A 13436-nucleotide genomic window follows, 5' to 3' on the forward strand; every position below is an offset into this window, starting at 1 on the left:
TTTATTATTTATTCCATACTGGTGATTCATGGACGCTTCTGCTTTACCTCTTTTTTATCAACATTTGCTGTCGCAACTGGCTTCACCTCCTCATGAAATGCGCCGGCTATTCCATGGCCGGGGCCGGCGCTGGGCCGGACTGGAGCAACTGACGGCCGACTGGCTTGACGGCCAGGTGTTGATATCGCTGTTTAAAGAGCAGGATGCTGACTTTCTGGCTGCTTTGACGGCTTTACTTCAAGACGTAACGCAAACGCAAGCCTGGCAGCACTCGGGCGCGGTGTCGCTTTTGGTGCAGCATCGTGACCGGGTGGGCTCACCGATGGAAGTGATCTGGGGGGAGCTGCAAACCTGGCAGCAAGTGACGGAAAATGGCCTTAAGTTTCAGCTGGATTTGGGCCAGAAGCAAAATAATGGTCTGTTTCTGGACATGCGTTATGGCCGCCAGTGGGTAAGAGACGCGGCGAAAGACAGCAAAGTGCTCAATTTGTTTGCCTATACGTGTGGATTTTCTGTTGCCGCCATTGCGGGCGGCGCAGAGCATGTGGTTAATCTGGATATGGCCAAAGCGGCTCTGGGGCGTGGCCGGGATAATCACCGGCTGAACGGGCACGATCTGAGCAAGGTGAGCTTTTTAGGGCACGATATCTTTAAATCCTGGGGCAAACTGAAAAAGTATGGCCCTTATGATCTGATTATCATTGACCCGCCGTCCTTTCAGAAAGGCAGTTTTGCACTCACGAAAGATTACGCCAAAATTCTGCGCCGTTTGCCGGATATGCTGACAGCCGAAGGCAAGGTGCTGGCCTGTGTCAACTCGCCTGCTGTGTCACCACAGTTTTTGATCGATGGCATGGCTGAGGAAGCACCTGAACTGAGGTTTATTGAGCGCCTTGATAATCCGCCTGAGTTTGCGGATCTGGAGCACGACAGTGCGCTGAAGGCCATGATTTTTGCCCGATAAATAAAAATGCCGGAGGATATCTCCGGCATTTTTATAACGGGTTAGCTTCCTGCCTGCCTGGTTTTCTGTCTGGCAACAGATCAGGAGCCGGGAGCCACAATCTGGGCACAGAATTGTGCATTGATCGGCTGCTGCACCACGGGTCTTCCCCGCATATCCAGGATCTGAATCAGATAGCCCAGACCTTCGCTGACCATAGGCGTCAGTTCAGGATTACTGCAGAAGTTCGCTGCCGCTGCCTGAGCCGCCTGAGTGGGAGGAACTTTACCGCCACCACCGTAGAGAATGGTAATTTCAACAATATTCTGCTGCGCCTTCGCTTTCATGATCTGGTACTGATCAATCTTGGGATAAGGTGCTTTGGAGTTAATGACAGCTGCCCGGCGCTCCGCAAGCTCGTTGGTCAGGTCATCCTGCGATTTAGCACAGCCAGTGAGAATAACTGCAGCCATCATGGCGGTAAACAGGGTCTTTATGGATGCTCGATTCATAACCATCAGGCCGGAAGTACTTTTTTGAATGGCTTCACAATGACTTTGTCATAGACACCGGCATCAATGTAAGGATCGGCATCTGCCCAGGCTTTTGCTTCTTCAAGAGAGCCAAACTCGGCGATGACGGTAGAGCCTGTAAAACCGGCTTCACCCGGGTTATCGCTGTCAATGGCGGGCATAGGTCCGGCAACCAGCAGGCGGCCTTCATCCTGCAGGGCTTTGAGGCGAGCCAGGTGATTTTCGCGAACGCTCAGACGGCGCTCCAGACTGTTTTCAACATCTTGAGAAAAAATGACGTACCACATGCGTTCTGTCTCCCTGTACTTGTGGTGGAATGCAGCCGTTATCATAGCGGAATGAAAAAGCCCCAACCAGCGATCAGGGCAGATAAATCAGGCTTTCTTAATCGGACGAGGGCGGCCATCGGCATCAATGGCGACATAATTGAAGGTGGCTTCACTGACTTTGTAGCGCTCACCAATACCGTCATTGCCAACGGGTTTCACCCACACTTCCATGGCGACAGAGAGCGATGTATTACCAATACGGTTACATTCGCCATAACAGCACACAACATCGCCCACACCGACGGGGGCTTTAAACACTATGTTGTCGACTGAGACGGTAACCACTTTACCGCGAGATATTTCCTTAGCCAGAATCGCGCCGGCCAGATCGAGCTGTGACATTATCCAGCCACCAAAAATGTCGCCATTTGCATTGGTGTCAGCAGGCATGGCTAAAGTGCGAAGTAATAACTGGCCTCGTGGGACATTATTTTCTGAATTCATCATAAATCATGTGTTGGGAAGATGTATTCATATGGTCATCAATATTACGCTGGCTTGCAAGCAGAAAGCACCTGGTCTGACCCAGGCCTGATGGAACTTTGAACGAAAATCGGATTCATAGCGGCAGAAAATAATAAGGCTGTCAGTTGACAGCCTTATGAGATTACAGAAGCCGCAGTTTAGATTAGGCTTCGTTCTGTGTTGCCATGCGTACGTCTTCTTTCTGCTCGTCAGTGATCAGGCTGTCCACAATCACAGCACAGGCAGCATCACCTGTGATATTGAGTGCGGTACGGATCATGTCGAAGATACGGTCCAGTGCGAACAGCAGCGGCAGACCTTCAATAGGAATACCTGCCGACAGCAGTACAGCCACGACCAGGAATGAAGGACCCGGTACACCGGCCTGACCCACGGCGCCCAGTGTCGAAGTCACTATGATGGCGACATACGCGCTCATAGACAGGTCGACATTGAACAGCTGGGCAAAGAAGATAGCAACCAGGCCATAATAGATAGCGTTACCGCTCATATTGATAGTCGCACCAAGCGGCAATACGAAAGCCGCCGTGCTGTTTTTCACTTTCAGCTCTTCTTCGCAGGTTTCCATGGTGACAGGCAGTGTTGCCATGGAAGAGGCGGTAGACAGTGCAACTGCCTGAGGTTTCTTCATTGCAGCCAGGAACTTGATTGGCGATGTCTTGCTGAAGCATTTGATCATCAGCGGGTAGAACACGAAGCCGTATACCAGAATGGCAGCGATGTAGACAACGAACAGTTTGAACACCACCATCAGGGCGTCAAAGCCAAACGTACCCACGGCATCAGCCATCAGGCCGAATACGCCAAGAGGGGCGATCTTCATGACTACGTTGATCATCCAGACCATAGCGTCAACGATGGAATTAACACCGTTGATCAGCGGGTCACGGCGTTCTTTTTCCAGTTTAGAAACGGCGAGACCGAAGAACAGGCAGAACACCAGAATTTGCAGGATGTTTGCTTCATTCAGGGATTGGAAAATGTTGGTTGGGATCATACCCAAAATAGTTGCCCAGAACGAAGGCAGGTCACCTTTGTCAGCATAGGTATTTGCGAACATGCCCTGTACGCCGGTCAGGTCGACACCCATACCTGGCTGGAACACTTCACCCATAAACAGCGCCAGTGCAACGGCAACTGCTGATGTCAGGCCAAAGAACCCCAGAGTAATCAGGCCGATCTTACCCGCTGACTGGCTGCTACCCAGACCGGCTGCGCCAGAGATGATAGCCACAGCAACCAGAGGGATCACCAGCATTTTAATCAGGTGGATGAAAATGCTGCCCAGTGGAGCAAACATACTCGCCGAGTGCCCCATCATTGCACCGGCCAGTGCACCCAAGCACATGGCAATGACAACCTGTACTCCAATGTTGCCAAGTAGTCCTTGTTGTTTTAGCACCTTGAACACCTTTATTGTGGAAGTTTGTTAATTGATGAAAGACTTATGTTTCGCAAATGTTGCTTAATTTGAGTCAATATTTTGCGGGTTAAGGTTTTACAGCAGAATAATGCGATAATCAATGTTGAAATTCGTTACTTTCTACTTCTGTTACGATTTAGGGGCGATTTATTCTACTAGGCTGGCGGGCTTATGCATTACGTTTTTTATGCCCGAAAAGGAAGGGTGTAACAGCAATGTTAAAAAATAAGCCCCGGCTTAATGAAGCCAGGGCTCTGTTTTAGGGCGGAGGAATCCATCAGCCTCTGGTGGCTTGCTTCATACTGTGGATGAACTGTCCTAATGCGTGGAGCAAAGCGTCCGGATTATCTTTGTGCTGCTCGATGATTTTCACTACAGCAGAGCCGGATATCGCTCCGGCTGCACCGGCCTTGATGGCGTCAGCCACTTGTGCCGGCTCTGAGATACCAAACCCCAGCAGTGCGGGGGGCGCTTTATATTCGGCCAGAGAGGCCAGCAGATGGTCAATGGGCATACCTGCTTTGGTTTCCGCCCCGGTGACACCGGCGCGTGACAGCAGGTAAGTATAACCACCACCCAATTCGGCCACGGTTTTCAGCGTACTTGCTGTGGCATTCGGCGGGGCGATGAAAATCGGGTGAATTCCGTATTTTTCCGCCGCTTGCCGGAACTCTGCGGATTCATTAACAGGCACGTCTGCGACCAGAACCGAGTCAACACCCGCTTCCTGGCAACGACGGTAAAAATGCTCAATGCCGCCTGCAAACACCAGGTTGGCGTACATCAGCAGGCCAATAGGCAACTCGGGGTACTTTTCCCGCACCTGTTTTAACAGCTCAAAACAGGTGTCAGGCGTGGTTCCGGCATCCAGAGCACGGATAGTTGCCCCCTGAATGGTTGGCCCGTCGGCGAGCGGGTCTGAAAACGGAATACCCAGCTCAAGGGCATCGGCGCCGGATTCAACCAGGGTATCAATGATTTGCAAAGAGAGGGCCGGACTCGGATCCCCTAAGGTGACAAAAGGAACAAACGCGCCCTCCTGTTTGGCCGCTAAACGGCTGAATAAAGCTTGATAACGGTCCATTACAGCGCTCCCTTTTCATCCAGAATCTTATGTACGGTAAAGATATCTTTGTCACCACGGCCAGATAAGTTAACCACCAGGAGTTGTTCCTTTTCTGGTTCATCTTTAATCAGCTTGAGTGCATACGCGAGGGCATGTGCCGATTCCAGCGCCGGAATAATGCCTTCATTACGGGCCAGTGCCTGGAAAGCATCCAGTGCTTCGTCGTCGGTCACTGAACCGTATTCCGCGCGGCCGGTGGCATTCAGATGAGCATGCTGAGGGCCCACAGACGGGAAGTCTAAACCGGCCGAGATAGAGTAAGATTCCTCCACCTGACCATGTTCATCCTGCATTAACGGGGCTTTCATACCAAAGAAAATCCCCAGCTTGCCATGTTTCAGCGGTGCGCCGTGCATGTGGGTATCCAGCCCCAGGCCGGCAGGCTCCACACCAATCAGTTTCACGCTGGTGTCTTCGATAAAATCGGCAAACATGCCGATAGCGTTGGAACCGCCGCCGACACAAGCGATAACCGCATCCGGCAAGCGGCCTTCTTTATCAAGAATCTGCGCTTTGGTTTCTTCTCCGATAATGCGCTGGAATTCACGGACTATCGTTGGGAAAGGGTGCGGGCCTGCTGCGGTCCCCAGCAGATAATGCGCCTTGTCGTAAGTGGCTGACCAGTCACGCATGGCTTCATTACAGGCATCTTTCAAGGTCGCTGAGCCGGAATGAACCGGAATGACTTCTGCACCCATCAGTTTCATACGAAAAACATTCGGACTCTGGCGCTCAACGTCTTTGGCACCCATGTAAATACGGCATTTCAGGCCCAACAGGGCACAGGCCAGTGCAGTGGCAACGCCATGCTGACCCGCGCCGGTTTCGGCGATGATTTCACTTTTACCCATGCGTTTGGCCAGCAGGGCCTGGCCCAGAACCTGATTGGTTTTGTGTGCGCCGCCATGGAGCAGGTCTTCGCGTTTGAGGTACAGTTTGGTTTTGGTGCCCTTGGTTAAATTCTGGCACAAGGTCAGTGCCGTTGGGCGACCGGCATAGTCTTTCAGTAAGCCGATAAATTCTTTTTCAAAAGCCGGGTCTTTCTGCGCATCAATAAATGCGTCTTCCAGCTGGTCCAGGGCCGGAACCAGAATCTGGGGCACAAACTGGCCACCAAATTCACCAAAATACGGGTCGAGTTTACTCATGTGTCTGCTGTCCTATTCTTATCATCTGTGTCAGTGCGGAAGCCCGCAAGCTGTTCGCTTACCTGATTAAGGTTTCACTGCCTTGAATACCGAGAGTAATTTCTGTCTGTCTTTTTTGCCAGGCTCGCTTTCCACGCCTGAGTTAAAATCAAGGCCACGACAGCCTTTACTGGCGGCGTCTTTAGCATTACCCGGGTTCAAACCGCCAGCCAGCATAATGCGGCTTTTCTCTTCGCAGTTATCCAGCAGCGACCAGTCAAATTGCTGACCTGTACCACCGCTCTGATTACCGACCTGAGTATCCAGCAGGTGTCGGTCAGCTGGCCAGTCAGCCAGCTCGGGCAGGGCATCACTGACACCATGGGCTTTCCAGACTTCACAGTCTGCGGGTAATAGCGCTTTCAGCGCTGAAATATAATCAGATGACTCGTTGCCGTGCAACTGAACGGCCGCCAGTTTCAGAGTTTTAGCGAGTTCGGCTACAGCATTGACATCCGCATTGCGAAATACGCCGACGTACTTCAGCGGAGCACCACTCATCACCAGTCGGGCCAGCTCACCGTCGACGGCTCTTGGTGACCCTTCGACGAAAATCAGCCCGCCATAAACCGCACCGCTCTGGTACGCCGCACAGGCATCATCAGGGTGCGTCAGTCCGCAGACTTTATGTTCGCCCAGCAGTACAGTGCGTACAGCCATTTCCAGATTATCTTCACTCATCAGTGAGCTGCCAATCAGAAAGCCACTGGCGTAGTCTGATAAATCACGAATTTGCTGGTTGGTGTAAATACCGGATTCTGAAATTACCAGCGTACCTGCAGGCAGACGCGGAGCCAGCACTTTGGTCCGGTTCAGGTCAATGCTGAGATCGCGCAGGTTACGGTTGTTAATCCCTACCACTTTGGCTTGCAGTGCAATAGCACGTTCCAGTTCTTCTTCGTTACTGACTTCGGTCAGCACCCCCAGATTCAGCGTGTCGGCCAGGGCTGCCAGTTCGCGGTACTGATCGTCGTTCAGGACAGACAGCATCAGTAAAATGGCATCGGCCTGATAATAGCGGGCCAGATAGACCTGATACGGATCTATCATGAAATCCTTGCACAATACGGGCTGGGTCACGTGCTGGCGGACTTGCGGCAGAAAATCAAAGTTTCCCTGGAAATATTTTTCATCTGTCAGTACGGAAATCGCATTGGCATAACGGCTGTAGACCTGAGCAATATGATCCAGATCGAAATCTTCCCTGATCAGCCCTTTAGACGGCGAGGCCTTTTTGCATTCAAGAATGAATACCGCGCTTTCGCTGTGCAGAGCCTGATAAAAGTCCCGGTCGCTAGGGATGACATCGGCAATGAAGCTGTCCAGCGGTTGGACTGCCTTACGGGCTTCAACCCAGATTTTCTTATCAGCGACGATTTTGGCGAGTACAGTTTCCATGGTTAACCTCGTGCGGCCAGTTGTTCTACCAGTTGGTAGGCTTTGCCGGATTGCATGACTTCCATCGCTTGCTGAGCATTGGCTTTCAAATCTTCCTGACCAAACAGACGAAGCAGCAGAGCGACATTGACGGCCACAGCGCTTTGCTGTGCTTCCGTGCCTTTGCCCGTCAGTATGTTGGTGATAATGGCACGGTTTTCTTCCGGTTCGCCCCCTTTAATCGCATCTAATGCATGGGTTTGCAAGCCAAAATCTTCCGGTGTCACTGTATATTCGCGAATATCGCCATTGATGATTTCGGCAACCAGAGTCGGGCCGTGAATGGCCACTTCATCCAGACCGCTGCCGTGCACCACGGCGGCGCGTTTCATCCCCAGCGCAATCATGGTTTCTGCAATCGGGCGAACCAGAGCGGCATCGTACACGCCCATCAGCTCAATGCTCGGACGGGCAGGGTTAATCAGCGGACCGAGCAGGTTAAAGATAGTGCGGGTTTTCATGGCCTGACGGGCGGGCATCGCATGACGCACACCGCTGTGGTACTGAGGCGCAAACAGGAAACAGACACCTTGCTCATCGAGCGCGGCGCGGGCGTCTTGTGCCGACATCGCCAGATTAATGCCAAATTTGTCCAGCAGGTCTGAAGAGCCTGATTTACTGGAGACGCCACGGTTACCGTGCTTGGCAATTTTTACGCCGCAGGCGGCGGCGACAAAGGCCGCGGTGGTGGAAATATTAATGGTGTTCGCACCGTCACCGCCTGTGCCGACAATATCGGCAAAGTCGTAGTCAGGACGAGGGAAGGGCGCTGCATTTTCCAGTAAGGCAGTGGCGGCGCCGGCAATCTCATCGGGTGTTTCGCCTTTGATTTTCAGCGCGGTCAGAATGGCAGCCAGCAGAGCGGGCTCCACGTCACCTTTGATAATGGCATCGAATAATGTGCGGCTTTCGTCTTTTGTCAGCGTTTGCTGATCGTATAACTTGTCGGTAATCGGATAAATAGCGCTGTTCATCTGGGCTCTCCCTTAGCTTTAAAATTCAGTCACAGTGGCGGATTGGCCCGAGACCCAGTCGAGGGTATTTGCCAGCAGTTGCGCGCCTTGCGCAGTCAGAATGGACTCAGGATGAAACTGAAATCCGCAAACTTTGTCCTTCTCGTGGGTGACCGCCATCACCAGGCCATCGACCTCAGCCACTACCCTGAGCGAGTCCGGCACCTGGGTGGCTACCAGCGAGTGGTAACGGGCGATGGTCAGCGGGCTTGATAACTGACCAAAAACGGCATGCTGGTTATGGGTCATCTGCGCGGCTTTACCATGGACTATGTCACCCGCTCCCTCTACTTTGCCGCCATAGGCTTCAACAATGGCCTGATGGCCAAGACAGATACCTATCATGGGGATCTTGCCGGCTACCCGTTTGATCAGTGCCGGCATACAGCCAGCCTCGGCAGGCGCACCCGGACCCGGTGACAAAACCAGTACCGGATTTTGTTTCTCTGCCAGAGCCTGCTCCACCTGTTCTGCGCTCAGGCTGTTGCGAAAAATGGTGACCGGATAACCCATGGAGCGAAACTGGTCGACCAGGTTGTAGGTAAAGGAGTCGAAGTTATCCAGCAGAACGATGTCGATATGTTTGTTCATGAGCGGCTCCTTATTGCACATTGTGTGCGTGACGAATGGCGGTGATCACAGCCTGTGCTTTGCTACGGGTTTCGTCCGCTTCTGCCTGCGGTACGGAGTCATACACCACACCGGCACCGGCCTGCACGGTTGCAACACCGTCTTCGACATAGGCCGAACGAATGACGATACAGGTATCCATATCACCCTGCCCGGTCAGGTAACCAACTGCACCGCCATAGCTGCCGCGACGTTGCTGTTCGACATCGCGGATGAGCTGCATGGCCCGGATTTTCGGTGCCCCTGTTAGGGTGCCCATGTTCATGCAGGCCTGATAGGCGTGCAGGGCGTCAAGATCATCGCGCAACTGGCCAACCACACGGGAAACCAAATGCATCACATGGCTGTAGCGGTCAACCTGCAGCAGATCGGCCACGTAACGCGTACCTGGCTGGCTGATTCGGGCCACATCATTTCGGGCCAGGTCGACCAGCATCATGTGCTCGGCGTTTTCTTTTTTATCGCAGCGCAGTTCCAGTTCGATACGGCCATCTAGATCCAGATCTATGCCGCCGTCCGGTTTTTTACCGCGTGGACGGGTCCCGGCAATGGGGTAGATTTCGACCTGATTGCTGTCGGTGCAATATTTCAGTGCGCTCTCCGGAGAAGCGCCAAACAAAGTGAAGTCGGCATCTTTCAGGTAGAACATGTATGGGCTTGGGTTACCTATCTTCAGTGCTTTGTAGGCGTTCAGCGGTGACGGGCAGGGCAGAGTGAACTGACGGGACGGCACCACCTGAAAAACATCACCCCGTACCACAAATTGCTTTAACTGCTCGACGGTGGCGCAGAAGTCGGCATCACTGATGCTGACGCTGGGCTCGCACGTGTCCAATAACTCGGGCGGTGGCAGGGCAACCGGTTTCAGGCATATTTCTTTTATCTGTTGCAGCCGGCGGCTCAGTTCGAAATAGCTCGCCGTATAGTTGTCGCCGCCGAACAAGGTCGCCTGAAGCTTGCCTTTACGGCGCTGGTGGTCGATAACCAGCAGGGTTTCTGCCACGTAAAACAGGTAATCCGGACAGCGGTTGCCCTGCTCTGCGTCAGGCAGCGGCTCGAAGCTGGCGACCAGATCGTAGGCAAACAGACCGCCCAGAAACAGTGCTTCGCGAGACTGAGCAGGCTGGTGAAAAATGTGCTGAATCAGGCGCAGTGCATCAAAAGGTGATGACTGGCGCAGCCGGCTGTCTTCATCCAGTGCACGGCCACTTTCCTTAAATGTCAGTATCAGGGTGTTGTTGTCCACGGCCAGGTCAACATCGTCCGGGATCTGATTTTTCACTGCCTGCAGGACGTTCTGACCATTGCTGGTTAAGGCTTCCAGGCGTACTTCGCGGCCGCGGCAGACAATGCGAACGGCGGCATCAATCAGCATCAGACTTTTCAGATCTTCCTTGGAATCGATTTCTGCCGATTCAAGTAACAGATTGTGGGGACGGTCGCCACAGATTGAATAATACAGTTCCGTGGGCTCTGAGACATAAGGAACGTCCAGATTCAGAACGTCCAGTTCTCCGACAGCTAAAGGCGTTGTTTTCATAGTGTTTTACCTGCAGCTTCTACAAAGGGTTTCAGTTCCTGCATCAGTTGCTGGAACATGGGGCCGGTCAGCGCCTGATGGCCGTCAGACAGTGCTTCGCCAGGATTGAGGTGAGATTCAACGATGATGCCGTCGGCACCTACTGCGGCCGCCGCGCGGGATAAGGGAATCACCAGCTCACGGACACCCGTGCCATGGCTCGGATCAACAACAACTGGCAGATGGGTTTTCTGCTTCAGGAAAGCAACGGCATTGAGATCCAGTGTATTGCGGGTAGCGGTTTCGAATGTGCGGATACCACGCTCGCACAGGATGATGTTCGGATTGCCGGCATCATAGATATATTCCGCCGCCAGCAGCAATTCTTCGATAGTGGCAGACAGGCCGCGCTTCAGCAGAACAGGCTTTTTGCTCTCACCCACTGCTTTAAGCAAAGCATAGTTTTGCATGTTACGGGCGCCGATTTGCAGACAGTCGATGTAGTCACACATGGTCTCCATCTGGCTCACTTCCATCACTTCAGACACAGTGGGCATGTTCAGCATCTCGCTGGCTTGCTTGAGCAGTTTCAGTCCTTCAACGCCCATGCCCTGAAAGTCATAAGGGCTGGTACGCGGTTTGTAAGCGCCGCCCCGCAGTGCCACCGCGCCATGCTGTTTGACCACTTCGGCCACAGACAGCAACTGTTGTTCGGATTCCACCGAGCAAGGGCCGGCAATCACGGCAAATTGATTGCCGCCCACCGACGCATTGCCAAAGCGAACGACAGTATCATGTGCCTGCACTTCACGGCTGACCATTTTGTATTTGGTCAGGATCGGCTTGATGTTTTCCACGCAAGGATTGGCATCCAGATTCAGTTTTTGCAGCACCCGCTCGTCGCCCAATGCACCCAGCACAATGCGCTCCACACCTGGCATATAAAGGGGTTTGAGGCCGGCATCTTCGATACGTTTCAGGATGTCTTGTGCTTGGCTCTCGGTGGCTGTTGGTTTCAGTACGATAATCATGTTGTTGTCCTTGCTAGCCAGATGTGGAATTGGTTTTAGATTGTTCAGCTATAAAAAAACCCGCGAAAGGCGGGTTCTGGATTCTGTGCAGTCGGCACAGCAAATCTCACGACCCGCTAAAGGTTGTGCAGCCACCAAGTGAAGAAAGCGCGAAGCGGATGATGTTTTTGCTGTAACATAAACAGAACCTGAGTAATTAAATGTTCATCGAGTAACTTCGTACTAGTAAACTAGTTCATGGATATTATGTCAAGACTTTATTTTTATGTTGTTTGATCTTCACAGTCACACCACGGCCTCGGACGGTCGGCTTACGCCTGCAGAGCTGGTGAAACGGGCGACCGATTTCCGTGTGGATGTTCTCGCGATCACCGATCACGATACTGTCGCGGGCCTTGAATCTGCCCAGCAGGCGATAGATGCACAAAATCTGGCTTTAAAGCTGGTCAAAGGCATTGAAATATCGACAGTTTGGAATAATTTTGATATTCACATTGTTGGCCTGAACATTGACCCGGCGCATGCCGACATAGCGTCTTTAATCGCCCAGCAGGCAGAGCGACGAACTGCCCGTGCTGTGTTAATGGGGGAGCGTTTGGCCAAAAGCCAGATAGAGGGCGCTTATGAAGGCGCGAGAGCCCTTGCCGGCGACGCTACCTTAACCCGGGCCCATTTTGCCCGCTGGCTGGTAGAACAAGGGCATGCCAAAACAATGCAGGCAGTGTTCAAGAAATTTCTGACCCGGGGAAATACAGGTTACGTTCCGCCAAACTGGTGCAGTATTGCCGAGGCGGTTCAGGCTATTCATGCCGCTGGCGGGCAGGCAGTACTGGCCCACCCGGGCCGGTATGATATGACGGCGAAATGGCTGAAGCGTTTGCTCAGCGATTTTGTGGCCGCCACCGGAGATGCCATTGAAGTGGCTCAGCCGCAGCAGGCACAGAATGAGCGCCGCACACTGGCGGAGTACGCTGAACAATTTGGTCTTTTGTCATCTCAGGGGTCGGATTTTCACTATCCGTCACCCTGGACAGAGTTGGGACGCAATCTTTGGTTACCCAAAGCTTCAGTGCCTGTCTGGCAGGACTGGGGCATGGAATAAAATGTTGTAAACCTGCGCCCTGAGTAAGCGCAGGTCTGGAGGAGTGATGAGTCAAATTTTTTATGTTCACCCGGAAAACCCGCAGGCAAGGCTGATCAGTCAGGCCGTGGCTATTGTTCGCAACGGTGGCGTTATCGTTTATCCAACCGACTCAGGCTATGCGTTGGGCTGTCAGCTGGCCAATAAGCAGGCGCTGGAACGTATCTGTCGGATCCGTAAGCTTGACGAAAAGCATAATTTCACCCTGTTGTGCCGTGATTTGTCTGAATTGTCGCTATATGCCCGCGTCGAAAATGATGCGTTCAGGTTGTTGCGTAACAACACGCCGGGTGCGTATACCTTCATTTTCAAAGGGACAAAAGAAGTGCCTCGCCGCCTGATGAATCCGAAGCGTAAAACGATTGGGATCCGGGTACCAAACAACGAGATCGCGCTGGCATTGCTGGATGCGCTGGGTGAGCCTATGATGTCCACCAGTTTAATTCTGCCGGACAAAGACACAGCTGAATCGGATCCTGAGGACATTCACAATGCGCTCGATCACGCCGTCGACTTGATCATCCATGGCGGGGTGATAGGGGAAGAGCCAACGACAGTGGTGGATTTCAGTAACGACAGCATCGATATTGTGCGTTACGGCGCCGGTGATACCACTCCGTTCGAATAAAGTCCGTTCG

The 13436-nt window shown here is 52.8% G+C and carries 14 protein-coding genes; 3 read left to right on the forward strand and 11 right to left on the reverse strand.

The genetic code is table 11. The features are described from left to right. The first annotated feature begins 28 nt into the window (after nt 1–28). Nucleotides 29–964, forward strand: coding sequence for a class I SAM-dependent methyltransferase (locus tag Q4491_RS01550; RefSeq protein WP_303453698.1), 936 nt, complete (start codon nt 29–31; stop codon nt 962–964). Between the two features lie 80 nt (nt 965–1044). Here Q4491_RS01550 and gspS2 read toward each other — a convergent pair whose 3' ends face one another. From gspS2 to Q4491_RS01605, 11 genes are all read right to left on the reverse strand, one after another. Then, entirely contained in the window at nt 1045–1455 is a 411-nt protein-coding gene (gspS2, locus tag Q4491_RS01555; RefSeq protein ID WP_303453701.1) for a type II secretion system pilot lipoprotein GspS-beta, read from the reverse strand. Between the two features lie 5 nt (nt 1456–1460). Beyond that, nucleotides 1461–1763, reverse strand: a complete 303-nt coding sequence (locus tag Q4491_RS01560; protein WP_027253406.1) for a YciI family protein — start codon at nt 1761–1763, stop codon at nt 1461–1463. An 87-nt stretch (nt 1764–1850) separates the two neighbouring features. Continuing rightward, nucleotides 1851–2249: an acyl-CoA thioester hydrolase YciA gene (gene yciA, locus Q4491_RS01565; RefSeq protein ID WP_192015378.1), complete on the reverse strand. Its 399-nt coding sequence runs from the start codon at nt 2247–2249 to the stop codon at nt 1851–1853. Nucleotides 2250–2433: 184 nt separating this feature from the next. Next, complete coding sequence (locus Q4491_RS01570; RefSeq protein ID WP_303453707.1) at nt 2434–3702, reverse strand: dicarboxylate/amino acid:cation symporter; 1269 nt, start codon at nt 3700–3702, stop codon at nt 2434–2436. A gap of 289 nt (nt 3703–3991) precedes the next feature. Continuing rightward, nucleotides 3992–4798: a tryptophan synthase subunit alpha gene (trpA, locus tag Q4491_RS01575; RefSeq protein WP_218383072.1), complete on the reverse strand. Its 807-nt coding sequence runs from the start codon at nt 4796–4798 to the stop codon at nt 3992–3994. Beyond that, nucleotides 4798–5988 carry a tryptophan synthase subunit beta gene (gene trpB / locus Q4491_RS01580; RefSeq protein ID WP_192015290.1) on the reverse strand — a complete coding sequence of 397 codons (1191 nt, stop codon included), beginning with the start codon at nt 5986–5988 and terminating at the stop codon, nt 4798–4800. The genes trpA and trpB overlap by 1 nt, the downstream gene beginning before the upstream one ends. 66 nt (nt 5989–6054) lie before the next feature. After that, complete coding sequence (trpCF, locus tag Q4491_RS01585; RefSeq protein ID WP_303453710.1) at nt 6055–7425, reverse strand: bifunctional indole-3-glycerol-phosphate synthase TrpC/phosphoribosylanthranilate isomerase TrpF; 1371 nt, start codon at nt 7423–7425, stop codon at nt 6055–6057. A gap of 2 nt (nt 7426–7427) precedes the next feature. Continuing rightward, nucleotides 7428–8426, reverse strand: a complete 999-nt coding sequence (gene trpD, locus Q4491_RS01590) for an anthranilate phosphoribosyltransferase (RefSeq protein WP_192015380.1) — start codon at nt 8424–8426, stop codon at nt 7428–7430. A 30-nt stretch (nt 8427–8456) separates the two neighbouring features. Beyond that, nucleotides 8457–9068: an aminodeoxychorismate/anthranilate synthase component II gene (locus Q4491_RS01595; protein ID WP_255557828.1), complete on the reverse strand. Its 612-nt coding sequence runs from the start codon at nt 9066–9068 to the stop codon at nt 8457–8459. Between the two features lie 10 nt (nt 9069–9078). Continuing rightward, nucleotides 9079–10647, reverse strand: a complete 1569-nt coding sequence (locus tag Q4491_RS01600) for an anthranilate synthase component 1 (RefSeq protein ID WP_303453720.1) — start codon at nt 10645–10647, stop codon at nt 9079–9081. Next, nucleotides 10644–11657, reverse strand: coding sequence for a bifunctional 3-deoxy-7-phosphoheptulonate synthase/chorismate mutase (locus Q4491_RS01605; RefSeq protein WP_237794169.1), 1014 nt, complete (start codon nt 11655–11657; stop codon nt 10644–10646). The genes Q4491_RS01600 and Q4491_RS01605 overlap by 4 nt, the downstream gene beginning before the upstream one ends. Before the next feature lie 265 nt (nt 11658–11922). Here Q4491_RS01605 and Q4491_RS01610 point away from each other — a divergent pair, with 265 nt between their 5' ends. After that, nucleotides 11923–12759, forward strand: a complete 837-nt coding sequence (locus Q4491_RS01610) for a PHP domain-containing protein (RefSeq protein WP_237794170.1) — start codon at nt 11923–11925, stop codon at nt 12757–12759. Nucleotides 12760–12805: 46 nt separating this feature from the next. Beyond that, complete coding sequence (locus tag Q4491_RS01615) at nt 12806–13426, forward strand: L-threonylcarbamoyladenylate synthase (protein ID WP_303453726.1); 621 nt, start codon at nt 12806–12808, stop codon at nt 13424–13426. Nucleotides 13427–13436 lie beyond the last annotated feature (10 nt).

Origin of the sequence: Photobacterium sp. 2_MG-2023 (assembly GCF_030547675.1) — a bacterium.
GTDB classification, from domain to species: Bacteria; Pseudomonadota; Gammaproteobacteria; order Enterobacterales; family Vibrionaceae; genus Photobacterium; species Photobacterium arenosum.

Excerpts from the sequence above, each read along its gene's own strand:
- Q4491_RS01550 (WP_303453698.1), top strand. The coding sequence starts at position 29 with ATGGACGCTTCTGCTTTACCTCTTTTTTATCAACATTTGCTGTCGCAA.
- gspS2 (WP_303453701.1), bottom strand. The coding sequence starts at position 1,455 with ATGAATCGAGCATCCATAAAGACCCTGTTTACCGCCATGATGGCTGCA.
- Q4491_RS01560 (WP_027253406.1), bottom strand. The coding sequence starts at position 1,763 with ATGTGGTACGTCATTTTTTCTCAAGATGTTGAAAACAGTCTGGAGCGC.
- yciA (WP_192015378.1), bottom strand. The coding sequence starts at position 2,249 with ATGAATTCAGAAAATAATGTCCCACGAGGCCAGTTATTACTTCGCACT.
- trpA (WP_218383072.1), bottom strand. The coding sequence starts at position 4,798 with ATGGACCGTTATCAAGCTTTATTCAGCCGTTTAGCGGCCAAACAGGAG.
- trpB (WP_192015290.1), bottom strand. The coding sequence starts at position 5,988 with ATGAGTAAACTCGACCCGTATTTTGGTGAATTTGGTGGCCAGTTTGTG.
- trpCF (WP_303453710.1), bottom strand. The coding sequence starts at position 7,425 with ATGGAAACTGTACTCGCCAAAATCGTCGCTGATAAGAAAATCTGGGTT.
- Q4491_RS01595 (WP_255557828.1), bottom strand. The coding sequence starts at position 9,068 with ATGAACAAACATATCGACATCGTTCTGCTGGATAACTTCGACTCCTTT.
- Q4491_RS01600 (WP_303453720.1), bottom strand. The coding sequence starts at position 10,647 with ATGAAAACAACGCCTTTAGCTGTCGGAGAACTGGACGTTCTGAATCTG.
- Q4491_RS01605 (WP_237794169.1), bottom strand. The coding sequence starts at position 11,657 with ATGATTATCGTACTGAAACCAACAGCCACCGAGAGCCAAGCACAAGAC.
- Q4491_RS01610 (WP_237794170.1), top strand. The coding sequence starts at position 11,923 with ATGTTGTTTGATCTTCACAGTCACACCACGGCCTCGGACGGTCGGCTT.
- Q4491_RS01615 (WP_303453726.1), top strand. The coding sequence starts at position 12,806 with ATGAGTCAAATTTTTTATGTTCACCCGGAAAACCCGCAGGCAAGGCTG.